This window comes from Flavobacterium sp. AC267 (assembly GCF_979258715.1).
This window is the reverse complement of record NZ_OZ409875.1, coordinates 3,719,965-3,744,259: the sequence shown is the minus strand read 5'-3', so window position 1 is coordinate 3,744,259 and position 24,295 is coordinate 3,719,965. Positions and strand designations below refer to the sequence as shown.

The window sequence follows — 24,295 nt, the reverse complement described above, 5'->3', positions numbered from 1 at the left end:
TAGTCAAAGCTTTGCGAACTTTAGCGTTTTACAAAGTTTCATAAGAAAAAAACTTGCGTTCTTTGCGGTTAAATCGTTTTAATTTAAGCTGACCAATTTATCAACGCTCCACGCTTCTGGTTTTGCATTAAATAATTTCTTTGTAAAATTCCAAACCGTATTAAATAATTCAGAATTTCTGTAATTTTCTAAATCTTCTTCGGTTTCCCAGTAACTGTAAGTGAAAAAGATGCATTTGTCATTTTTATCCTGATACAATTCTAAAAAACGATTTCCGTCGGCATTTCGTATTTTCTCTTTCACAGATTCAAAATTCTCCAGAAAATCAGGGATTTTTTCTTCATGAAAACTCATTTTTACTATTCTGACAAACATATTGTTATTTTAGATTGCTGATTTTAGATTTTATGAAAATCTAATTCTTACAGGTGCGCAAAAATACCAAAATTGATTGTTGTTTTTAGAAAAAAATTAAAATATTATAAAGTATAATTTTAAGCACAGGATTGTCATTTCAACGAAGGAGAAATCTCATGCGTGATTCTAAAAAGATTGGCGACATATTATACGGAGTTTCCAGTGTGATTTCTCCTTAGCCGAAATGACAAAAAATGAGAATAAAACCCGTGTAAATCTGTATAAATCAGTTAAATCCGAGAGCCATTAAATCTAAAATCTAAAGTCTAAAATCTACAATTAAGAAAACTGAATCGTAATCACATCACGATAATTCAATCCCAATAAACTATTGGCAGAACCAACTTTAGAAGGATTGCTCCTAAAAATAGCAATTTCAAGAAAACCAGCTTCATTAAAAATAGCTAGTTTTTCCCCTTCATATGTTTTTATCGGGTATTTGTCTGAAGTTGCAATAGCCGAATAATTAGGCAGAATCGTTTTGATACTTTTAGGTTTCATCACAATCTCATACGGACGGTAGCGCGAAACTTCTAAGAATTGTTTTTTAGAAATATTGGTCACAACATTTCCAAAATGATCAATGTAAATTACATATCCTTTTATCGAATTTCCGTCATCAGGTACAATAGCCTGTAATTCCGTAGCTTCTTTTATAGCAGTAATTTCCTTGCCAATTACATTCAATAGACCGCCTTTTGCCAAATGAGAAGCAACTTGGATAAATATGTCCAAATCTGTTGACTCAATTGGGAAACGATCGTGAATATTTATAGCGACAATTTTCTGTGGTACAATTTTCTGCGTAAGCATACTTAGTATTCCGTTATCGGCACAAATAAAATAGTGATCATTCCACTGCATTGCAATATGCTGATTCTCTTTATTACGCTCAATGTCAACACCAATAAGGTGAACTGTTCCTTTTGGAAAGCTAAAATAAGAGGCACCAATAATATAACTAGCCTCCGCAGTATTAAAGGGATCAATGTCGTGAGAAATGTCAATTATTTGAACCTCTGAATTTTCAGAAAGTATTTTACCCTTCAGCGACCCCACAAAGTGATCTTTTAAGCCGTAGTCTGTAGTAAGGGTAATTATTGACATCATTTTGTTTATAACTATTGATAGTATTTAAATCTAATTTTCATTAAATTTGAGAAATGCAAAGCTAATAATAGTAAATACAAATTGAAAGAAAGAAAAGATAAATTGTGTTTTTAAAAATTAAGTTTGCTGATATAGAAGTCTCAGTTCTCAGTTTCAGTCCCAGTTTTCTTCTTTGTAAAGAAAATTAAATTTATTATAAAGAATATTCTGAAAACTGCCACCGAAAACTGTGACTAATAAAAAAGACCCGACAACCACTAAATAAAAAAAGGAATTATCTAATTTAAAACTACTTCATTTGAACGAAAGAATAATCGAGCTAGTAGATATTGCTCCAAAAGAATTTTGGGGCGCTCAGGACAGCCATTTAGAAATCATTAAAAAGTATTACCCGAAGCTTAAAATCGTAGCGCGAGGGACAACTTTAAAAGCATTTGGCGAAAAAGATGTTTTAGATGAATTCGAAAAAGATTTCAAAGATTAATGCTTCATTTTACCCGTTACAATAATATTGATGATAATGTAATTGAACGTGTAATTATGAGTGATGGTCAAGAAGATAAAAGATCTTATGATCATGATAAAATCTTAGTTCATGGTGTTGGCGGTAAAATTATCAAAGCGATGACGCCCAATCAGCAATTGCTGGTTGATACCATTAAGAAAAATGATATGGTCTTTGCAATTGGTCCTGCTGGAACCGGAAAAACGTACACCGGTGTCGCTATGGCGGTTAAAATGTTAAAAGATAAAGAAGTTAAAAGGATTATTTTGACACGTCCTGCAGTTGAAGCCGGAGAAAATCTCGGATTTCTGCCTGGGGATATGAAAGAAAAACTAGATCCTTACATGCGGTAAGCTCTACGATGCGCTGCGTGATATGCTTCCGAACGAAAAAACTCGAAGATTACATCTTAAAAGGAATTATTCAAATTGCACCGCTTGCTTTTATGCGTGGGCGAACGCTTGATAATGCCTTTGTAATCCTTGATGAAGCACAGAACACTACGCACTCACAAATGAAAATGTTTTTAACTCGTATGGGAAAAAACGCGAAGTTTATGATTACGGGTGATCCTGGACAGGTCGATTTACCACGAAGAACTATTTCTGGTCTTAAAGAAGCAATTTTGGTTCTAAAAGACATTGACGGAATCGGAATTATTTATCTAGATGATAAAGATATCGTTCGTCATAGATTGGTTAAAAAGGTAATTGACGCTTATAAACAAATTGAGAATCACGACTAATTTTAATTTTAATAAAATGTTAGATGTAAATCGTGAATTGTGTTTTAACATTTATTGATATTCGTTTTGTATGTTTTCTTTTGAAAATTACAAAACGAATATTTTTTTTTGAATTAGAAATTAATTAAATGAGATTTAAATGAAAATTAGAATATCGATTTTGATATTATTTATTGGTTTGTTTTCATGTCAAAAAAAAGAAATCCCCAAAAATAAGTTTGTTGGCATTTGGTACGATACGGAGTATATAGTGCCAGGAAAGTCAAGTATTAAAATAAATGCTGACAGTACTTTTGATTATAGAGGTGCAGGCTGTGATTGGACAGTGTTTTCGAAAGGAAAGTGGAAAATTATAGGTGATTCTATCGAATTGAGCGACACAAAAATAGATACTTGTTATGTGATTTCTCCTTTTGTGGATTGTACTTTCTTTGACAGAAAAGGTAAAGCCCCTTTGCCATTATTAACAATGCCAAATTGTGAACCAGATCAAGGAAAAAGTTTTTGTCTTTTTACAAAAGAAATTTTTTATATCAAAAATGACTCATTGTTTTACAAAATAAAACCTGAATCAAAATGCTCTGACACTTTGAAAATTATGTTTGCCAAAACTAAAAAAATCAGAAGATGAAAGAACTAGATGATTTCTACCAAAACCAAGAAGAACCTATAAAATGAACATTTCTTGCCATGAGAGATATTATCTTAAAACAAGACAAAGACATTACGCATGTGCTAAAATACGCAATGCCATCTTTCTGTTATAAAGGAAAAATGTTTTGCTATTTATGGATTCATAAAAAACTCAAACAACCTTGCATCGGAATTGTAGAAGGAAAATATTTTGATGAAACTTTTCTCATTCAAGAAAAACGTTTACGAATGAAGATTATGATGTTTGATGTTAATGAAGATTTGCCTTTAGAACAAATTGAATTTGTAATTCAGAAAGCAATAAATTTATACAAATCTAGAATTGTTAAGATTTAATTATCTAAAAAGTATTATTTAACCGAATAGTTAAATAAATAATAAACTTGCCTCAATTTTGACTTTCATAGCTTGTAATCTTTGTCTAAACGAGCTTAAAACCTTAAATTTGCATATCATCGATATTTGATAAATATGACAAAACTTAAAAATATAAAAGTTGTAGTAAGTGACCTTGACGGAACTTTACTCAACCCTCAACACCGAATTTCAGATTATACTAAATCCATTTTTCAAGAACTTCACAATCAAAGTTATTTAATTGTTGTGGCTACAGGACGTCATCATCTTGATGCGATGGCAATTATTGAAACACTTGAAATTCCCGTTTATTTGGTAAGTTCTAACGGAGCAAGAATTCATTCACCAAATAAAGAACAGCTTTTTGCTTTTAACTTAGACAGCGATATAGTTAAAGCGACTCTAAATGTTGAAATTGATCCTGCCATTACAGTGGTTTTATTTAAAGAGAATGTTTGGCAGACCAATAAATGGAATGAAAGATTGAACTCTTTTCAAGCAGAATTAAAATATCGTCCAGAATTGGTAGACTATAAAAACTTAGAAGATTTTGGTGCGATTAAAATTTTCTTTTCATGTGATGATCACGAGAAACTAGTAAAATTAAAAGATGATGTTTTAGCTAATTCTTCAGAACATTTACATCATGCTTTTAGTCTGCCGACTTGTTTGGAATTTATGGATAAATCTATAGATAAAGCAGTTGCAATCGAACAAGTGCTTGAAAAAGAAGGTTATACTTTAGAACAAGCCGTTTCTTTTGGAGACGGATTTAATGATGTTCAAATGTTAGTCGCATCTGGAAAAGGCTTAATTATGGGGAATGCTCCAGCGGTTTTAAAAGAAACTTTACCTGATTTAGAAGTTATTAAAACGAATGCAGAAGATGGAGTTGCTAAATATATCGCCTCTAGAATTTTAGATAAAGAACTAGTATAATTTTTTTGCCACGAATTACACCAATTTCCACAAATTATTTATTTGAAATTTATAAAAGAAAATAGATTAATCTATTTTCTCTTTCCTTTAAAAATTCGCGAAAATTGGTGTAATTCGTGGCAATTTTTTTTGTTTATTTTCCTAAGAAATAAAATTTATAATTTATCTCTATCTTTTGATGATGAAACTCTGTGAAATAATTTTAAATTTGCATTCATAAAAAACAACACAACGAGATAATGAGCAATACAATCACAACTACAAATTTTAATTTCCCGAATCAGAAATCAGTTTACCGCGGAAAAGTTAGAGAAGTTTACAATATTAACGACGAACTTTTGGTAATGGTAGCAACCGATAGACTTTCGGCTTTTGATGTAGTTTTGCCAAAAGGAATTCCATACAAAGGACAAATCCTAAATCAGATTGCAACTAAATTCATGGAATTAACGGAGGATATTGTTCCAAACTGGTTAATTGCTACTCCAGATCCAAACGTTGCTGTTGGACATTTATGTGATCCTTTTAAAGTAGAAATGGTAATTCGTGGTTATTTGTCAGGACACGCGGCTCGTGAATATGCGGCAGGAAGAAAACAAATCTGTGGCGTTGCGATGGCAGAAGGTTTAAAAGAAAATGATAAATTTCCTGAGCCAATTATTACACCAACTACAAAGGCAGATAATGGTTCTCATGATGAAGATATTTCTCGTGAAGATATTTTAGCTAAAGGAATTGTTTCTGAAGAAGATTATTTAGTTTTAGAAAAATATACTCGTGCTCTATTTCAAAGAGGAACTGAAATTGTCGCTTCTCGCGGTTTAATTTTAGTCGATACAAAATATGAATTCGGAAAAACAAAAGACGGTGTTATAGTTTTAATTGACGAAATTCATACACCAGATTCTTCTCGTTATTTCTATGCTGACGGATATGCTGAAAGACAAGAAAAAGGAGAGGAGCAAAAACAATTGTCTAAAGAATTTGTGCGTCGCTGGTTGATCGAAAATGGTTTTCAAGGACAGGAAGGACAGCAGATTCCAGATATGTCTGATGAATATATTGAATCTGTTTCTGAAAGATACATCGAATTGTACGAGAATATCTTAGGCGAAAAATTTGTAAAAGCAGACATTGACAATATTGACCAACGTATTGATAAAAACGTATTACAATACCTATGTTCTAAATAGTAATTTCGGGTTTAAACTAATTATTTAAACCATGAATTTTATAACCAAAAAAAATGCCCTGCTTTTTGTATGTCTTACAGCAGGGCATTTTCTTTTTGCAGCGACTAGATAAAAATGCGACAAAAGAAACAAAAAATCTTTACAAGAATTTAAAAACGATTTCCGAAAATCATATTCTTTTTGGACACCAGCACGCTTTAGAATATGGACACGGATGGAGTAATGAACCTAATAGATCAGATGTAAAATCCGTAACAGGTTCGCATCCCGCTGTTGTTGGAATTGATTTTAGTGATTTTTCAGGTTATTCAAAAGAACAAGCAGAAAAAGCAAAAGATGCTCTGAGGAAAATTGTAGTTGATACTTACGAGAGAGGAGGAATTACTACGGTTTCATGGCATTTTAACAATCCAGCTTCTGAAGGCGGATTTTACTGGAAAGACGGCATTTCTAAAGCATCAATGGCTTTAATAAAACCAGGAGGATTTCATCATGAGCAATACAAAGAGATTTTAAAAACAATAGCCGATTTTGCAAATTCTGTACAAGCAAAAGACGGCAAACTTTCTCCAATGATTTTTCGACCTTTTCACGAGTTTGATGGAAACTGGTTTTGGTGGGGAAAACCACAGACAGCTCGCGAAGATTTTATCGCAGTCTGGCAGTTTACTGTTTCGTATTTAAAAAATACTTTGGGAGTTCATAATTTTATTTACGCCTTTTCTCCAGATAATCGATTTAATTCTGAAGAAGAATATTTAGAACGCTATCCAGGCGATAATTATGTTGATTTATTAGGAATGGACGATTACGGCGATTTTGGACGTGACGGGAAATATGATTTAGATGCAGGTTTTAAAAAGCTTAAAATATTTTCTGATTTAGCCGTTAAAAAGAAAAAATTAGCCGCTTTTTACGGAGACTGGTTTAGAATCTATTCCTAACGAAAAAATGGTGGACTGAAGTTTTACTCAAAACAGTAAAGACTAAAGATTTAAAATTATGCTATGTTTTGGTTTGGCGAAATGATATGACGAGTCCAACGCATTTTTATGCTCCATTTCCCGGGCAAATAAGTGCGCCAGATTTTATAGCGTTTTATAATGATCCATTTACTTTGTTTGAAGATGATTTGAAAAATATTTACAGCAAAAGATTCAAGCTTTAATTTTTATTTAAAATAGGAAAGCGTAGTTCGGTAAATCTGAATTGCACTTTTTTTTTGAAAAAAAATGATTTTTAATGCAACCTAATTGTTCTTTAAGTCGTCTAAAGATTAAATCATCATCAATCAAAAAATCATCATCATGAAAAAAGCAGTAATTATTGCAGGGGCAGTCTTTGTTTTTGCAAATCCATCATTCGCATTCAATCCAGAATTAAGTACTAAAAACGTAGTTGAATTTTCTACTAATCCAAACGGCGCAATGCATCTTGCTATAAGCAAAGGAGATATTGGAACCGTTAAGAAACTTATTGAATACGGTTTTGATGTCAATAAAGTTTTAAAAGATATGACACCTTTAATGGTAGCGGCAAGGTATAATGAATTTGAAATCATTAAAATCTTATTGACACATGGCGCGAAACCTTTGGAGAAAAATGAAAACGATTTTACAGCTTTGCGTTATGCACAATATTACAAAGCAACAGAATCTATAGCTATTTTAAAAGATTTGAAATAATCTATGTGCTATTAATTTTAAAAGTAAAGCTGAAAGTAAAATAACCTGTTTTTCAACTGGTAGTAAAAAAATGCTATGTACATTATTTTTTTTTCAGATTTATTGTAACATTTTCTGTTTTCTGTAGTCTATTATATAGAAATCAAGAATTTGGTAATGTTCTAGTCTCTAAATTATGGTTTTATTAAGTAAATGTTAAGAATTGGTTAAAACATAGTACTTTGTAATGCATAATACAATTAAATAATTACCTTTGAATAGAAATTAAAATCATCATCAATCAATTTAACAAACAATCAATCATTATGAAAAAATCAGTTATTTATTTAGGATTAGCTTTAGTAACATTAGGAAATGTAGCTATGGCTTCAAATGGAGTTTCATCTGTAAAAAATCAAGTTGAATTAGGAAGCTACGCTGTAAACCCATTGAATGTTGCAATCAGCAAAGGTGACATTGACACAGTTAAGAAATTTATCGAATATGGTGCAGATGTAAACGAAATGTCAGATGACGATCTTACACCATTAATGATTGCTCGCACGTTACAATAAACATGAAATCATAAAACTTTTATTGTCTAATGGTGCACGTCCAACGGAAAAAAATGAAAAAGGATATACTGCATTAAAATATGCACAATTATCAAATGCTTCAGAATCAATTGCATTACTGAAAGATTTGAAATAAAATTTTAAAAAGTTTTGAGTTAGTATTTAAAAGACCTTTCTGAGCAAAAGGTCTTTTTTTTTGTTTTCAACTTTTTCAAAATAAAAAAAATATAGCGGAGAACGCGCAGTTTTTCTAATATTTGAGTTTATTAAAAAACAAAAAGTTCACAAAGCATTTAGGATTTAAATTTTGTAAACAAGTATTCAAATCTTCGTAAACTCTGCGAAAAAACGTTGTGTTCTCTGCGTTAAAAATTTTTAGTCGTATAATGTTTTTCCACAACATTTTGAGTTGAAACCAAAAAAGCATCATTACAAGAATGATGCTTTCTCTTTTTAAATCCAACAAATTGATTTAAACTAAAAAACTATTAAAACTATTATTCAATTGGTACATGTTTTTTTCTGTTGAAAATCCAGAATAAAATAGGGAATACCAATAAAGTAAGGACAGTTGCTGTCATAAGACCGCCAATAATTACAATGGCAAGCGGTTTTTGTGATTCAGAACCAATTCCTGTAGAAATTGCGGCTGGTAACAATCCGATTGAGGCCATTAACGCAGTCATAACTACGGCTCTTGTTCTCGCCTTAACTCCCATGAAAATGGATTCTTCGAGTGTAAATTTGGCTTTTAAATTATGATGGAATTCTGATATCAGAATAACTCCATTTTGAATACAAATTCCTAAAAGGGCAATAAAACCAACTCCTGCAGAGATTCCGAAATTCATTCCTGTAATATGCAGGGCAATAATTCCACCAATAATTGCAAATGGAACATTGGCCAGTACAAGCAAAGAATCTTTAAAGTTTCCGAACAAAATAAACAGCAATACAAAAATTCCAATTAAACTGATAGGCACCACTTGCGCCAGACGCGCACTCGCACGAACCTGATTTTCAAATTCTCCAGTCCATCCAGTTGTGTAACCTTTAGGAAGTTTTAATTTGTTTACTTTCGCTTGCGCTTCGGCAATTGTACTTCCCAAATCTCGATCACGAACAGAGAATTTAACTCCAATAAAACGTTTTGTATTATCTCTGTAAATAAATGCTGGTCCAGTGATAGTTTTGATATCGCATATTTCTTTCAGAGGAATTTTAATACCGCTGATTGTTGGAACTTTAATTTCTTCCAAATCTTTTTCATCTTTTCTGTATTCTTGTGAAAAACGAACACGCACATCAAATTTCTTTTCATCTTCGTATTTTTCAGTCGCAGTTTTTCCTCCAAAAGCAAGTTCTAAAACAGCTTGAGCATCGCTTAATGTTACGCCGTAAGTTCGCCATCTTTTCACGATCTAAGATTACACTGATTTCCGAGTCGCCCGACGTTTCTTAAAATTCCCGCATCCTTTATACCTGGAATATCTTTAATTTCTGCCAGTACTTCATTGGCAAGCTGGTCTAATTTATTTAAATCATCTCCATAAATTTTTACTGCATTCGAAGCTTTAAATCCCGCAACAGATTCAGCAACGTTATCAATTACGGTCGCGAATAATTATACGTAATTCCTTGATGTACTTTCAATTTATTATCCATTTCATTGATCAGCTCATCCATAGAAATTTTTCGCGTCCATTCGCCTTTCGGTTTTAAATCAACTTGAAGCTGAATAAATCCAAAACCATTAGGATCTGTTCCGTCATTGCTTCGTCCTGTTTGCGACAGCACTTTTTTAACTTCTGGAAAACTTTCTAAGTCTTTTCTAATCATTGCCGCCGTTTTAACACTTTCAGGCAGTGATGTGCTCATTGGTAATTCTGCTGTAACCCATAAAGCACCTTCATTTAATTGTGGTAAAAACTCTGTTCCTAAGAAACCTGCAGAAAAGAACACGCCAGCCATTAATCCGATAGAAGCAATTAAAGTTTGTACTTTGTGCTTAAATGTCCATGCAAAACCTTTGGTCACGATTCGATCCCAGAAATTTACAAAAGGATTATTTTTCTCTCTTACATTTTTATTTAATAAAATATGTGAAAGAACAGGAACCAACGTCAACGTAAAAATAAGTGCTCCCAGTAATGCAAAACCTAAGGTGAAGGCTAGGGGAGAGAACATTTTTCCTTCTACTTTCTGGAAAGAGAAAATAGGAAGTAAAGCTGTAATGATAATCAATTTAGAAAAGAAAATAGCTTTACCCATTTCTGTTCCTGTTTTCTTGATTAGGCTTCCTTTTGCTATTTTATTAAATTTCTCCATTCCTAATTGATGCGCTCGATGATCCAAGACCACAAATAATCCTTCGACCATAACCACCGCACCATCAATAATAATTCCGAAATCGACTGCACCTAAACTCAATAAGTTGGCGCTCATTCCCATCATTTTAAGACATAAAAATGCAAATAATAAGGAAAGCGGAATTACAATAGAAACTGTAAAAGTAGTTCGCCAGTCGGCCATAAAAAGGAACACCACACAAGTAACCAAAATAATTCCTTCGAATAAATTGTGCATTACCGTTTCGGTCGTGAAGTTCATTAAATTATCACGATCATAAAAAGTCTCAATTTTAATGTCTTTAGGAAGAACATTTTCATTCAAGTCTTTTATTTTATCTTTTATTAAGGCAAGAGTTTCCTGCGGATTTTCTCCTTTTCGCATTACTACGATTCCTTCTACAGCATCATCATTATTTCCAATACCAGTTTGTCCAACTCTCGGCATCGAACTTTCGTATACTTCTGCTAGGTTTTTAACCAAAATTGGATTTCCAGCAGCATCATCAACGATAATATTTCCAATATCTTCTTTAGATTGTAATAAACCGACTCCACGAACCACAAATGCTTGTCCATTTTTTTCGATCACATCACCACCAACATTTATATTTCCTGAATTTACAGCGTTGTAAACTTGTAAAGGAGTGATATTATATTTTGCAAGTTTGATTGGATCAACACCAATTTCATAAGTTTTAGTTTGACCTCCAAAAACATTTAAATCTGCCACACCAGGAAGAGAACGAAGTTGTTTGTCGATTACCCAGTTTTGGTAAGTTAACAATTCCTGCTGTCTCTGCTGTCACTTTTTACAATGTATCTAAAAATTTCACCTGTTGGTCCGTAAGGAGGTCGCACATCTGGTTCGACATCATCTGGAAGCGAAACATTTTTAAGTAAATTGTTGACCTGAAAACGTGCAAATGTATCGTCGACACCATCATCAAAAATAATTTTGATAACAGATAATCCGAACATTGTAATGCTTCGAACACTCGTTTTCTTCTGAACAGAGTTCATCGAGATTTCGATAGGAGAAGTAACAAAACGTTCTACTTCTTCAGCACTTTTACCATTCCATTGCGTAATGATAATAATTTGCGTATTGGTAACATCTGGAAAAGCATCAATAGGCATATTTTTAAACGAAATAAACCCAGCAACAGCCAATAACCCGACCCAAAAGAAGGTAAATGCTTTATTCTTTAGAGAAAAAGCAATAATATTTTTAATGAATTTGTTCATGTCTTAATTATTTAAAGCACCATAAATAAACAGCTGGTTGTTGGTGATTACTTTTTCGTTTTCTTTTAAACCACTTGAGATATAAGTAGTATCTCCCACAACTCTATATACTTCTACTTGTCTTGTCTCTATATTATTTCGATCTTTAAATACAACTACAAAGTTTTTACTTTTATCAAACACAATGGCTTTACTAGGCACAGCAATTAAAGATTGGTTTTCGTTGAAATACAATTTTATATTAGCATTCATATCAGGCTTAAGCATATAATCAGAGTTGTTCAATTTAATTCTGGCTTGCATTGCTTTCGTTTCAGGGTCAATTACATTGTAAATTTTGTCTACTTTACCATGAAATGTTTTATCCGGATAACTTAAAGTTGTCACCGCCGCACTTGTTCCCAGTTTTACTTTATTAATATCAATTTCATTGATATTTGCCATTGCCCAAACTTCGCTGATTTCTGCTATATCAAAAATATTTTCGGAACGATCATTACGTAAAAGCATGTCTTGATTAATACTTTTTTGAATAATAAAACCGCTGATTGGAGCAGTTACTTCATAGATTGATCCTGCTTTAATATTATATATTTTATACGTTTCCTGAACTTTACTCAATTGAGATTGTGCTTTGTTAACTTCAGATTTTGCCTGCAGAACATCACTTTCCGAATTCAATTTACCATCAAATAATTCCTGAGCAACTTTTAAATTATTTTTAGCAACAAGTAAATCACTTTTAGCATCTATAGATTGTTTTTCAAAATCGGCAACATCGGTACTTTTTATAGTTGCCAAAACTTGTCCTTTTTTAACATAGTCACCAAGCTCAACGTTAACTTTCATTACGTTTCCGCCAACTAAAGGATAAACGTCTATCATTTTATTATTATCAGCCGTAATTTTTCCGTAAAAACTAAGTTCATTTTTTACTGGCTGTGTTTCGGCTGTTGCAGTTGTAGTCGTTTTTAGCATCGCATCGCTTAAAACAAATGAAGTATTTGTTTCTGGATTTTCAACTTCTTTTTCGTGACTTGTAAGAGATAAACTTGCAACTGCAATTCCTATGAATAATATATGTTTCATTTCTTTAGTTTTTTAAAATAAATCTTTGTTGATGGTACTATTTAATTCTTCTCCTGCGATCACTACTTTTTTCTTTAATTCATTTAATTGAATTATGGCCTGATTGTAACTTTCCATAAAATCTGTAAATTCTAAAAGACTTACATTTCGTTTTTGAAAGTTGGTCAGCATACCGTTGTAAACTGCTTCAAAATCCGCATTTACAGTAGGTTTGATGACAATGTAGGTTTGTCTTGATTCATCCCATTTATTCCATGCAGAAGTAATTTCGGTTTGCGTACTGCAGTTCAAAATTTTGTTTTTCAATTTTAGATTGTTCTAAGATGGTTTGGGCATATTTTATATTACCCTTGTTTTTATTCCAAAGAGGCAGAGGAATTCCAACGCTAACATTAGCTTCTCTATTAAATGCACCGCTTCGCTGATCGTAATTCGCTCCTAAAGTAATATCTGGAACAGACAGCGACTTTTGCCATTTAACATTAAGTTCGTTCGCATCGATTTCTTTTTGTTTAGCTAAATAGTCCGGTCGATTAGCAATTGCTTGATCTTCGAAGCTTTTAAGATCAAAATCAATTATTTTTAAATATTTATTCGAATCGTCTTTACTTACTACAGGAACTACATTTTGAGTTTCATTTAATAGTAATTTTAAGTTTGCCTGTTCTTCTATATTATCACTGACCACTTCCATTCTTTCATTCTTAAAATTAAGATACAGGGATTGCAAACGAACAACATCTTTTAAAGGAATATTGCCTTTTTGAGCTTGAACGGAATACGAATTAATTAGATTTTCTATGTTTACTATTTGCTTGTCAGTATTTTCAAGATTTTTAGTATTGTAATACACAGTGTAAAAACTCTTGCGCATCAGCAGTTTTAGGGTGCGCAATAAGTCATTAAACTGAAGTTCAGCTAATTTCTCATTGGCTTGAGCCAGTTTTACTTCGTTACGTTTTTTACCGCCAAGATAAATGAGCTGTTCAATAGCAAATACTTTCTGACCCTCTTTACCAATATCAAAGTACTTGTCTCGTTCTGGATTATACGCATTCAATTCTGCCGAAATGGTTGGATTATCCCAAATGCGAGCCTGAATAGTAAGTGCTTTTGAGGCATCAATGTTGTATTGAGATGCCAGTAAAAAAAGATTCTTTTTTAAGAATTGGCTTTCACATTCTTCAAGAGTGACTGTTTTTTGAGCCATAACTACTTGATGGAGTAATGCAAATACTAAGAAGGTAAATAGTTTTTTCATTGTACAAATTTATTTTGTACAAAGATGCTATCGAGAGACTTTAAGACACCTTAAAATCAACCTTAAAAATAGCTTAAAAATGAATTTATTTGCGAAAAACGATACAAAATAAATTAATGTTTTCGCTTGGAATACTGTAAGTTATGTATGAATTGTGAAGTGTGAGAATGCGGTTGACAATTCGAAGTCCCAATCCAAAGCCTGTAGTTCCTTTGGCATTTTCGCATGCGCATAAAAGGCTGAAAAAGATTCTTCTGTTCAAATTCAGTTAATGTACGTCCTGAATTGGAAATCGATATCAATAACAGATCATTTTCGGTACTGATTTTAACTTTGGCTTGTTTATTATCCGAATAAACATAGGCGTTTTTTAAAACATTGGTAATAGCAATTTCAAGAAGATTTTTGTTTCCATCAATTTCTAAAGCCGTATCAAGATCGTCGCTTTCTTCCATTTCAAAAAGAATAACAAAATCTGGAAAAGTTTTATTTATTTTTTCAATAGAGGAAAATAGAATTTCATCTAATCGCTGTATTTCGTGATTTTCAGTTTTTCGATTATCAATTTTGGAAAGAATTAATAACGAATTAATTAATTCACCTAAATGATTAACATCTGTCAATATAGCATTTAAGAAAGATTTACTTTTAGGCTTAATATCAGGATCGGCTACAGCATTTTCGATCTGCGATGTCATTCGCGAAAGCGGCGTTCTCAGTTCGTGCGAAGCATTTGCGGTAAATTCTTTCTGTCTTTGATAAGAGATTTCAATTCGATCCATCATAAAATTAAATTCATCAGCAATCAGATCAATTTCATCTTTACTGCTTTTAGATTCAATTCTGGTATCGAGGTTATTTTCGTTTATATTTTTTATTTTTTGATGAAAAGCATTCAGCGGGCTCATAGCTTTTCGAACCATAAAAGAAGTTAATAACCAGCATATTGTGGTAAAAAAGATATAAGAAATAACTAGAGTATATCTTAAGAAGAGTAATTTTCTGTTTCCGTAATCATCAGTTGCAGAAATTAAGGCATAGAAATCTTTATCATTAGTATCATAAAAAACACCGTATACCTCATAATCACCTTGCTGTTTAAAAAGGTTTTGTTCTTTTTTAAATACTTCAAATCGTCTACAGACCAATTAATTTTAGCGTCGTCAATACTGCTGTAGATCAATTTATAATTAGAATCAAAAACTAATGTTTTTTCATCGTATAATTTATTAATAGAGTTTTGATCTATTATTTTTAAAAGCTGATTGTCTATTTGTTTGACATTAACTAATAACTTTATATTAGACAATGCTTTCACTTCTAATCGATCACGAAATTCTTCTTTTCTATAATTAGAATATAAAATGAATATCACCGTAGATGCCAGTCCAAAAAGGATGGTAAACAGTAAACTGACTAAAAGTGATATTCGATTTTTTAATGTCATTCCTGATCGCTTAGATAATATCCGTAACCAACTTTGGTACGAATAAGTTTTACTTCATGGTCTTTGTCTATTTTTTTTCTCAAAAAGTTAATATAAACCTCAATAGTATTCTGATTGGTTTCAATATGATAATCCCAAAGCTTCTCGGCAATAAATTGTTTAGACAAAACTTTTCCTTTCGCATGCGCCAGAATAAGGATTAATTTAAACTCTTTTGGAGTAAGTTTAATTTCTTCTCCAGATCTGAAAACTTTCATATCATCTTCAAAAATTTCGAGATCCTTTATAAGGATTTTATCTTCTACTTGTCGCGGAACTTCTTTTCGTCTTAAAAGTGACTGTACTCTGGCATACAATTCGTCAAAATGAAATGGTTTAACCAAATAATCATCTGCGCCATTATCGAACGAAGATAATTTATCTTCAATTTCGCTAAAAGCCGTCAGCATAATAATAGGAGTCTTTTTTGTCAATTTCCCGAATCCCTTTGCAAACATCGATTCCGTTTGTTCCAGGAACATTAATGTCAAGAATAATCAAATCATATTCGTACGGAAAGTATTTTTTTAGCAGTAAAGAACCATCATAATAAGCAAAACACTCGAAATCCTTTGAAGTAAAGAATGCTGAGATTTCTTTTGATAAAGTAAAGTCGTCTTCGAGTAGTAATATTTTCATGTGAATTTATTATTTGTAAATCCAGTCAAAAAATTAAACTGGATTTACATTAAAGATACATTTTATTTAAAATAAGAAAAAGTTTCGTTGTTCTCAATTTTCAAAAGAGACTCATAGATTAACTGAATGACATTTTCAACATCATCTCTATGAACCATTTCTACGGTCGTATGCATATAACGCAAAGGAAGCGAAATTAATGCAGACGGAACACCGCCGTTACTGTAAGCAAAAGCATCAGTATCTGTTCCTGTAGATCTAGATGTAGCATGACGCTGAAACGGAATTTTATTCTCTTCAGCAGTATCAACAATCAAATCACGTAGATTATTTTGTACAGCTGGAGAGTAGGCGATAACTGGACCTTTACCCATTTTTAAATCACCTTCCACTTTTTTGTCGATCATTGGGGTAGTAGTATCGTGGCAGACATCAGTAACAATAGCAACGTTTGGTTTTATTCTGTGTGCAATCATTTCTGCACCGCGCAGACCAATTTCCTCCTGAACAGAATTTACAATATAAAGACCAAAAGGAAGTGTTTTCTTGTTTTCGTGCAATAAACGCGCAACTTCAGCAATCATAAAACCGCCCATTCGGTTATCGATAGCACGACAGACAAATTTATTCTCATTCAGAATCATAAATTCGTCAGGATAAGTAATCACACATCCAACATGAACGCCTAAAGCTTCAACCTGTTCTTTATTCTCACAACCTAAATCAATAAAAATATTACTGGTCTTAGGTACTTCTTCTTTGTCACGTAACCTCGTATGAATTGCCGGCCATCCAAAGACACCATTTACTATACCTTTTTTAGTATGAATGTGAACACGTTTAGAAGGAGCAATTTGATGATCAGAACCACCGTTTCTAACCACATAAAGCAATCCGTCCTCCGTAATGTAGTTTACATACCAAGAAATTTCATCAGCATGACCTTCAATAACAACCTTATAAGGAGCATCTGGATTAATTACTCCAACAGCCGTTCCGTAAGTATCAGTAATAAAAGTATCAACATAAGGTTTTAAATAATTCATCCAAAGTTTCTGGCCTTCACTTTCGTAACCAGTAGGAGAAGCATTATTTAGGTAGCTTTCTAAGAATGCTATAGAGGTATCTTTTAAGATAGAATTTGTGCTCATAAAAATATTTTTCCGCTAAAATATAAATTTGGTATTAGAGTTGTGTATAAATATATAATTTTACATTTAAATTATGATTCGATGAGATTTACCAGTTTTATTTTGTTTTTACTATTTGTTTCCTTTTCATGTCACGCCCAAGTTACTCCAAAAGAGAACGAGCAAATGGGATATATACTAACAGAGCAAGATTCTATTTTAAATGATACCATCCAATTACCTGAGATAATTATTTCAAAAGGGGAGAAGATGAATCCAGAAGAATTGAAGCAATTTCAAATTCTTCAAAACAGAGTATATAAAGTTTATCCTTATGCTAAATTAGCTTCGGACAGATTAACAGCGCTAAATAGCGGAATGGCTCGTTTGAAAACCAATCGCGAAAAGAAAAAATACTTTAAAATCGTAGAAGATTATCTAAATAACGAATTCGAAGAAAAACTTAAAAAGCTTTCAAGAAAACAAGGTCAGATTCTCGTGAAATTAATTCATCGTCAAACCGGAATTACAACATACGAACTAATCAAAACCTTAAAAAGCGGATTCAAAGCCTTTGTATCAAATACAACCGCAAACCTTTTTGATATTAGTCTAAAGACAGAGTACAAACCTTACGATGTAAACGAAGACTATTTAATAGAAACAATCTTAGTCCGAGCTTTTGAGTCAGGCAGGTTAGTAAATCAAAAACCAGCCAATCCCGTAAACTATGATGAACTATCCGCCAAATGGCAGGAAAGAGCAAAAGAGTTAAATAAGAAATAACTACTTATACTATAATATGTAACCCGACAGGTTTTCAAAACCTGTCGGGTTTATTTTTTGTACATATATATATATGTACAAAATCACACTATAATATATATGTATAAAATTAATTAAAATCCAATTTTCCGTAGAGACGCACAGCAGTGTGTCTTATGCGTAACGCAGGAGTTATTAAAAATCCGATTTGTTAATCAAAATCAATGTCAGGCTGAGCGAAGTCGAAGCCCGCGTCCCATATCCCACAATCCAGACAAATGGAGTTTGGATTTTAAAAAATTGGAATTTAATTTTAATAAGGAGCTGTTTCCCGCTAGGGCAGTAGTTTTCAAAAGAAACAGAGTGTAATAACAGAAACAAAACGAATATAAAAGAAAAACATAAGTCTTTTGGTCTCTGCGTGATTATAAAACGACAGAAAAACAAAACTTTGTGCCATTGTGCCTTCGCGACAAAACGAACCAAATCCCTGTAAAACCTATAAATCCTGCAAAAACCACCTTTTGAAAACGCTGAAAATGCAGAAATAACAGCGTGATGAAGAAAAAACTGACAATGATTCAAAAAACTTTAAAATGTAAATAAGCAGTTATCAGAGTGTTAAGAAAAAAAGCGTTTAAAACATGGAAAAAATATAAAAAAAAGGCTTGTAAATGTAAATAAAGGTGGTACTTTTGCACCCGCAACAACGACAAACGTTCACTGAAACACTGACAGGCATTGAATTTTAAACTGAAAAGTTTTTTCAAAAAAAAGATTCAAAAAAGCTTGTGAGATTTGAAAACGGATGTTACATTTGCACCCCGCAAAACACGGAAAGTTCATTGAAAGATTGGTAAGGTTTAGAAGGAAAAAAGGAAAAGAAATTTTCTAAAAAAAACTTCAAAAAACATTTGCCGGTTTAAAATAAGTTTTCTACTTTTGCACCCGCTTTGCAACACAAGGGAAACAAAAAAGAAACACGTTCGTAGACATATTGAATTGACAGCCGTCTCGTCGCAGGATGAGACAAAAGAATAAGAGTAATAGAATCGAGAGATTCGATAGGAACCGATAGAGAAAACATCGCATAATAATTAGTCTTGATTTATTTAAGACACACAATATACGATGAAGAGTTTGATCCTGGCTCAGGATGAACGCTAGCGGCAGGCTTAACACATGCAAGTCGAGGGGTATATTTCTTCGGAGATAGAGACCGGCGCACGGGTGCGTAACGCGTATGCAATCTGCCTTTCACAGAGGGATAGCCCAGAGAAATTTGGATTAATACCTCATAGCATTATAGGATGGCATCATTTTATAATTAAAGTCACAACGGTGAAAGATGAGCATGCGTCCCATTAGCTTGTTGGTAAGGTAACGGCTTACCAAGGCAACGATGGGTAGGGGTCCTGAGAGGGAGATCCCCCACACTGGTACTGAGACACGGACCAGACTCCTACGGGAGGCGACGAGTGAGGAATATTGGACAATGGGCGCAAGCCTGATCCAGCCATGCCGCGTGCAGGATGACGGTCCTATGGATTGTAAACTGCTTTTGTACGAGAAGAAACACTGATTCGTGAATCAGCTTGACGGTATCGTAAGAATAAGGATCGGCTAACTCCGTGCCAGCAGTACGCGGTAATACGGAGGATCCAAGCGTTATCCGGAATCATTGGGTTTAAAGGGTCCGTAGGCGGTTTAGTAAGTCAGTGGTGAAAGCCCATCGCTCAACGGTGGAACGGCCATTGATACTGCTGAACTTGAATTATTAGGAAGTAACTAGAATATGTAGTGTAGCGGTGAAATGCTTAGAGATTACATGGAATACCAATTGCGAAGGCAGGTTACTACTAATTGATTGACGCTGATGGACGAAAGCGTGGGTAGCGAACAGGATTAGATACCCTGGTAGTCCACGCCGTAAACGATGGATACTAGCTGTTGGAAGCAATTTCAGTGGCTAAGCGAAAGTGATAAGTATCCCACCTGGGGAGTACGTTCGCAAGAATGAAACTCAAAGGAATTGACGGGGGCCCGCACAAGCGGTGGAGCATGTGGTTTAATTCGATGATACGCGAGGAACCTTACCAAGGCTTAAATGTAGATTGACCGGTTTGGAAACAGACTTTTCGCAAGACAATTTACAAGGTCTCGCATGGTTGTCGTCAGCTCGTGCCGTGAGGTGTCAGGTTAAGTCCTATAACGAGCGCAACCCCTGTTGTTAGTTGCCAGCGAGTCAAGTCGGGAACTCTAACAAGACTGCCAGTGCAAACTGTGAGGAAGGTGGGGATGACGTCAAATCATCACGGCCCTTACGCCTTGGGCTACACACGTGCTACAATGGCCGGTACAGAGAGCGACCACTGGGCGACCAGGAGCGAATCTATAAAACCGGTCACAGTTCGGATCGGAGTCTGCAACTCGACTCCGTGAAGCTGGAATCGCTAGTAATCGGATATCAGCCATGATCCGGTGAATACGTTCCCGGGCCTTGTACACACCGCCCGTCAAGCCATGGAAGCTGGGGGTGCCTGAAGTCGGTGACCGCAAGGAGTCGCCTAGGGTAAAACTGGTAACTAGGGCTAAGTCGTAACAAGGTAGCCGTACCGGAAGGTGCGGCTGGAACACCTCCTTTCTAGAGCCCCATTTGTTAGCATTATTGCACGATGGGGAAAAAAAGATGTCTATCTAAAGGAACTGAATCACAAGATTCAATTACTCTTGCTGTTAATTTAAAAAAAAATGAAAATTAAGTAAAACAGAGTCTCGTAGCTCAGCTGGTTAGAGTACTACACTGATAATGTAGGGGTCGGCAGTTCGAGTCTGCCCGGGACTACTATTTAACTTAAAAAAGGAAATTCTGGAAGTTGGGATTCGCCAAAAGAAATTAGAGAAGAATTAAGAAATCTAAAATCTGAATTCTACAATCTAAGATTGAAAAATGGGGGATTAGCTCAGCTGGCTAGAGCGCCTGCCTTGCACGCAGGAGGTCAACGGTTCGACTCCGTTATTCTCCACTATTCAAGTGAATAGTAAAGAGTAAAAGTAATTAGTCAAAAGCTGATCACTAATTACTAAGGACTAATCACTAGAAAAAAGTTCATTGACATATTGAGATAAGAAAATAATAAAAAGTAGAAAGCGTTTTTTGTTATAGTAGCAATACAACTAACAAAAGACAAAAAAAAACGGTCTTGATTAATTTTAAGGCTGGTACAATAAGCAAAATAAGGGCGTATGGGGGATGCCTAGGCTCTCAGAGGCGAAGAAAGGCGTGATAAGTCGCGAAAAGTCGCGGGGACGGGCACACACCGATTGATCCGCAGATACCTGAATGGGGCAACCCACTATGTTGAAGACATAGTACACCGATAGGTGGGCAAACCCGCTGAACTGAAACATCTAAGTAGGCGGAGGAGAAGAAAACAAAAGTGATTCCGTAAGTAGTGGCGAGCGAACGCGGATTAGCCCAAACCAGTGCTGTTACGGCAGTGCTGGGGTTGTAGGACCACGACATTTTATGCATGCAGAACCGGAAGTTACTGGAAAGTGACGCCATAGAGGGTGACAGCCCCGTACGGGTAATAAATGTAATAGATAGTGGTATCCTGAGTAGGGCGGGGCACGTGAAACCCTGTCTGAATTTGGCGGGACCATCCGCTAAGGCTAAATACTCCTGAGAGACCGATAGTGAACCAGTACCGTGAGGGAAAGGTGAAAAGAACCGTGAATAACGGAGTGAAATAGATCCTGAAACCATACGCTTACAAGCGGTCGGAGCCCTTTTGTGGGGTGACGGCGTGCCTTTTGCATAATGAGCCTACGAGTTAACGTTGCTGGCAAGGTTAAGTGGTTAAGCCACGGATCCGCGGCGAAAGCGAGTCTGAATAGGGCGCTTTAGTCAGTAGTGTTAGACGCGAAACCGTGTGATCTACCCATGGGCAGGTTGAAGCTGTGGTAACACACAGTGGAGGACCGAACCGGTTGACGTTGAAAAGTCTTCGGATGACCTGTGGGTAGGGGTGAAAGGCCAATCAAACTCGGAAATAGCTCGTACTCCCCGAAATGCATTTAGGTGCGGCGTTAGTTATAAAGTTATACAGAGGTAGAGCTACTGATTGGATGCGGGGGCTTCACCGCCTACCAATTCCTGACAAACTCCGAATGCTGTATAATGTTCACTAACAGTGAGGGCTTGGGTGCTAAGGTCCAAGTCCGAGAGGGAAAGAACCCAGACCATCAGCTAAGGTCCCCAAATATATGCTAAGTTGAAAGAACGAGGTTTGTCTGCCCAGACAGCTAGGATGTTGGCTTGGAAGCGACCATTCATTTAAAGAGTGCGTAACAGCTCACTAGTCGAGCGGACGAGCATGGATAATAATCGGGCATAAGCATATTACCGAAGCTATGGATTTAGAGATTACTCTAAGTGGTAGGGGAGCATTCTAACAGGGCAGAAGGTGTATCGTAAGGTATGCTGGACCGGTTAGAAAAGAAAATGTAGGCATAAGTAACGATAATGCGGGCGAGAAACCCGCACACCGAAAAACTAAGGTTTCCACAGCTATGCTAATCAGCTGTGGGTTAGTCTGGTCCTAAGGCGAACCCGAAAGGGACAGTCGATGGCTAACGGGTTAATATTCCCGTACTACTAATTACTGTGATGGGGTGACGGAGTGATGAAAGCGCCGCTGAACTGACGGAATAGTTCGTTGAAGTACCTACCTATAAGATCTGCAGGCAAATCCACAGATTTTGGGGAAATACGATAGTACTCGGAGTCTTCGGACAAAGAGATAGTGCGCCTAAGGGCTTCCAAGAAAAACCTCTAAACTTCAGGTAATTAGTACCAGTACCGTAAACCGACACAGGTAGTTGAGGAGAGAATCCTAAGGTGCTCGAGAGATTCATGGCTAAGGAATTAGGCAAAATAGACCTGTAACTTCGGGAGAAAGGTCGCCCCGAGCAATCGGGGCCGCAGTGAAGAGGTCCAGGCGACTGTTTATCAAAAACACAGGGCTCTGCAAAATCGTAAGATGAAGTATAGGGCCTGACACCTGCCCGGTGCTGGAAGGTTAAGAGGAGATGTTATCTTCGGAGAAGCATTGAATTGAAGCCCCAGTAAACGGCGGCCGTAACTATAACGGTCCTAAGGTAGCGAAATTCCTTGTCGGGTAAGTTCCGACCTGCACGAATGGTGTAACGATCTGGACACTGTCTCAGCCATGAGCTCGGTGAAATTGTAGTAACGGTGAAGATGCCGTTTACCCGCAGTGGGACGAAAAGACCCTGTGCACCTTTACTATAGCTTAGTATTGACTTTGGATAAATGATGTGTAGGATAGGTTGGAGACTATGAAGCGGCGTCGCCAGGCGTTGTGGAGTCATTGTTGAAATACAACCCTTTGTTTATCTGAAGCCTAACCCCGTTTAGCGGGGGACATTGCTTGGTGGGTAGTTTGACTGGGGTGGTCGCCTCCAAAAGAGTAACGGAGGCTTCTAAAGGTTCCCTCAGTACGCTTGGTAACCGTGCGTAGAGTGCAATGGCATAAGGGAGCTTGACTGAGAGACATACAGGTCGATCAGGTACGAAAGTAGAGCATAGTGATCCGGTGGTTCCGCATGGAAGGGCCATCGCTCAAAGGATAAAAGGTACGCCGGGGATAACAGGCTGATCTCCCCCAAGAGCTCATATCGACGGGGGGGTTTGGCACCTCGATGTCGGCTCGTCACATCCTGGGGCTGGAGAAGGTCCCAAGGGTTGGGCTGTTCGCCCATTAAAGTGGCACGCGAGCTGGGTTCAGAACGTCGTGAGACAGTTCGGTCTCTATCTACTGCGGGCGTTAGAAATTTGAGTGGATCTGATTCTAGTACGAGAGGACCGAATTGGACAAACCTCTAGTGTATCTGTTGTCCCGCCAGGGGCACCGCAGAGTAGCTACGTTTGGAAGGGATAAGCGCTGAAAGCATATAAGCGCGAAACCCACCACAAGATGAGATTTCTTTTAAGGATCGTGGAAGATGACCACGTTGATAGGCTATAGATGTAAAGGCAGTAATGTCATAGTCGAGTAGTACTAATAATCCGTAAGCTTATGTACACCCTTTTCCCCCGATGCAAATCGGGGGGAGAAACTTTCTAAAACTAAAATACTTTTCTT

General features: G+C 35.6%; 19 protein-coding genes, 2 tRNA genes, 2 rRNA genes and 2 pseudogenes. 15 read left to right on the top strand and 10 right to left on the bottom strand.

The window, feature by feature from the left end; genetic code table 11:
• Positions 1-78: 78 nt before the first annotated feature.
• Positions 79-375, bottom strand: coding sequence for a putative quinol monooxygenase (locus ACZZ95_RS19745; protein ID WP_095954017.1), 297 nt, complete (start codon positions 373-375; stop codon positions 79-81).
• 321 nt (positions 376-696) lie between these two features.
• Positions 697-1,524, bottom strand: a complete 828-nt coding sequence (locus ACZZ95_RS19740; RefSeq protein WP_463471716.1) for an SAM hydrolase/SAM-dependent halogenase family protein — start codon at positions 1,522-1,524, stop codon at positions 697-699.
• Between the two features lie 301 nt (positions 1,525-1,825).
• On the opposite strand from ACZZ95_RS19740, the pseudogene ACZZ95_RS19735 reads away from it, so the two are divergent.
• The 10 genes and pseudogenes from ACZZ95_RS19735 (at position 1,826) to ACZZ95_RS19690 (ending at position 8,295) form a co-directional block, all read left to right on the top strand.
• Positions 1,826-2,777, top strand: a pseudogene (locus ACZZ95_RS19735) (PhoH family protein).
• A 139-nt stretch (positions 2,778-2,916) separates the two neighbouring features.
• The gene (locus ACZZ95_RS19730; RefSeq protein ID WP_463470326.1) at positions 2,917-3,408 is read left to right on the top strand and encodes a hypothetical protein; all 492 of its coding nucleotides are present in this window, start codon (positions 2,917-2,919) and stop codon (positions 3,406-3,408) included.
• Positions 3,409-3,467: 59 nt separating this feature from the next.
• Positions 3,468-3,767, top strand: a complete 300-nt coding sequence (locus ACZZ95_RS19725; RefSeq protein ID WP_463470325.1) for a DUF1801 domain-containing protein — start codon at positions 3,468-3,470, stop codon at positions 3,765-3,767.
• 135 nt (positions 3,768-3,902) lie between these two features.
• Positions 3,903-4,727, top strand: coding sequence for a Cof-type HAD-IIB family hydrolase (locus ACZZ95_RS19720; RefSeq protein ID WP_463470324.1), 825 nt, complete (start codon positions 3,903-3,905; stop codon positions 4,725-4,727).
• 239 nt (positions 4,728-4,966) lie between these two features.
• Complete coding sequence (locus ACZZ95_RS19715; protein ID WP_463470323.1) at positions 4,967-5,920, top strand: phosphoribosylaminoimidazolesuccinocarboxamide synthase; 954 nt, start codon at positions 4,967-4,969, stop codon at positions 5,918-5,920.
• Between the two features lie 53 nt (positions 5,921-5,973).
• Entirely contained in the window at positions 5,974-6,864 is an 891-nt protein-coding gene (locus tag ACZZ95_RS19710; RefSeq protein ID WP_463470322.1) for a glycoside hydrolase family 26 protein, read from the top strand.
• Between the two features lie 68 nt (positions 6,865-6,932).
• The gene (locus tag ACZZ95_RS19705) at positions 6,933-7,088 is read left to right on the top strand and encodes a hypothetical protein (protein ID WP_463470321.1); all 156 of its coding nucleotides are present in this window, start codon (positions 6,933-6,935) and stop codon (positions 7,086-7,088) included.
• Between the two features lie 139 nt (positions 7,089-7,227).
• Positions 7,228-7,605, top strand: coding sequence for an ankyrin repeat domain-containing protein (locus ACZZ95_RS19700; RefSeq protein ID WP_463470320.1), 378 nt, complete (start codon positions 7,228-7,230; stop codon positions 7,603-7,605).
• A 305-nt stretch (positions 7,606-7,910) separates the two neighbouring features.
• Positions 7,911-8,159, top strand: coding sequence for an ankyrin repeat domain-containing protein (locus ACZZ95_RS19695; RefSeq protein WP_463470319.1), 249 nt, complete (start codon positions 7,911-7,913; stop codon positions 8,157-8,159).
• Positions 8,140-8,295 (top strand): ankyrin repeat domain-containing protein, encoded by a 156-nt coding sequence (locus ACZZ95_RS19690; protein ID WP_463470318.1) that lies wholly within the window; start codon positions 8,140-8,142, stop codon positions 8,293-8,295. The genes ACZZ95_RS19695 and ACZZ95_RS19690 overlap by 20 nt, the downstream gene beginning before the upstream one ends.
• 361 nt (positions 8,296-8,656) lie before the next feature.
• Here ACZZ95_RS19690 and ACZZ95_RS19685 read toward each other — a convergent pair.
• From ACZZ95_RS19685 to ACZZ95_RS19650, 8 genes and pseudogenes are all read right to left on the bottom strand, one after another.
• A pseudogene (locus ACZZ95_RS19685) lies at positions 8,657-11,755 on the bottom strand (efflux RND transporter permease subunit).
• 3 nt (positions 11,756-11,758) lie between these two features.
• The gene (locus tag ACZZ95_RS19680) at positions 11,759-12,844 is read right to left on the bottom strand and encodes an efflux RND transporter periplasmic adaptor subunit (RefSeq protein ID WP_463470317.1); all 1,086 of its coding nucleotides are present in this window, start codon (positions 12,842-12,844) and stop codon (positions 11,759-11,761) included.
• 12 nt (positions 12,845-12,856) lie between these two features.
• Positions 12,857-13,135, bottom strand: coding sequence for a hypothetical protein (locus tag ACZZ95_RS19675; RefSeq protein ID WP_463470316.1), 279 nt, complete (start codon positions 13,133-13,135; stop codon positions 12,857-12,859).
• Positions 13,092-14,105: a TolC family protein gene (locus tag ACZZ95_RS19670; RefSeq protein WP_463470315.1), complete on the bottom strand. Its 1,014-nt coding sequence runs from the start codon at positions 14,103-14,105 to the stop codon at positions 13,092-13,094. The genes ACZZ95_RS19675 and ACZZ95_RS19670 overlap by 44 nt, the downstream gene beginning before the upstream one ends.
• A 113-nt stretch (positions 14,106-14,218) precedes the next feature.
• Entirely contained in the window at positions 14,219-15,253 is a 1,035-nt protein-coding gene (locus ACZZ95_RS19665) for a sensor histidine kinase (RefSeq protein ID WP_463470314.1), read from the bottom strand.
• 295 nt (positions 15,254-15,548) lie between these two features.
• Complete coding sequence (locus tag ACZZ95_RS19660; protein WP_463470313.1) at positions 15,549-16,001, bottom strand: response regulator transcription factor; 453 nt, start codon at positions 15,999-16,001, stop codon at positions 15,549-15,551.
• Positions 15,985-16,230 (bottom strand): response regulator transcription factor, encoded by a 246-nt coding sequence (locus ACZZ95_RS19655; protein WP_463470312.1) that lies wholly within the window; start codon positions 16,228-16,230, stop codon positions 15,985-15,987. Before ACZZ95_RS19655 ends, ACZZ95_RS19660 begins: the two co-directional genes overlap by 17 nt.
• Before the next feature lie 62 nt (positions 16,231-16,292).
• Complete coding sequence (locus tag ACZZ95_RS19650) at positions 16,293-17,381, bottom strand: M42 family metallopeptidase (RefSeq protein WP_463470311.1); 1,089 nt, start codon at positions 17,379-17,381, stop codon at positions 16,293-16,295.
• Between the two features lie 81 nt (positions 17,382-17,462).
• Here ACZZ95_RS19650 and ACZZ95_RS19645 point away from each other — a divergent pair, with 81 nt between their 5' ends.
• The 5 genes from ACZZ95_RS19645 to ACZZ95_RS19625 all read left to right on the top strand — a co-directional run bounded on the left by ACZZ95_RS19645 (position 17,463) and on the right by ACZZ95_RS19625 (position 24,235).
• Complete coding sequence (locus ACZZ95_RS19645) at positions 17,463-18,146, top strand: DUF4294 domain-containing protein (protein WP_463470310.1); 684 nt, start codon at positions 17,463-17,465, stop codon at positions 18,144-18,146.
• 1,107 nt (positions 18,147-19,253) lie between these two features.
• A 16S ribosomal RNA gene (locus ACZZ95_RS19640) occupies positions 19,254-20,769 on the top strand.
• Positions 20,770-20,896: 127 nt separating this feature from the next.
• Positions 20,897-20,970, top strand: a tRNA-Ile gene (locus ACZZ95_RS19635).
• A 107-nt stretch (positions 20,971-21,077) separates the two neighbouring features.
• Positions 21,078-21,151 (top strand) — tRNA-Ala (locus tag ACZZ95_RS19630).
• 199 nt (positions 21,152-21,350) lie between these two features.
• A 23S ribosomal RNA gene (locus ACZZ95_RS19625) occupies positions 21,351-24,235 on the top strand.
• The 16S and 23S rRNA genes sit together here with 2 tRNA genes alongside, the layout of an rRNA operon.
• Positions 24,236-24,295 lie beyond the last annotated feature (60 nt).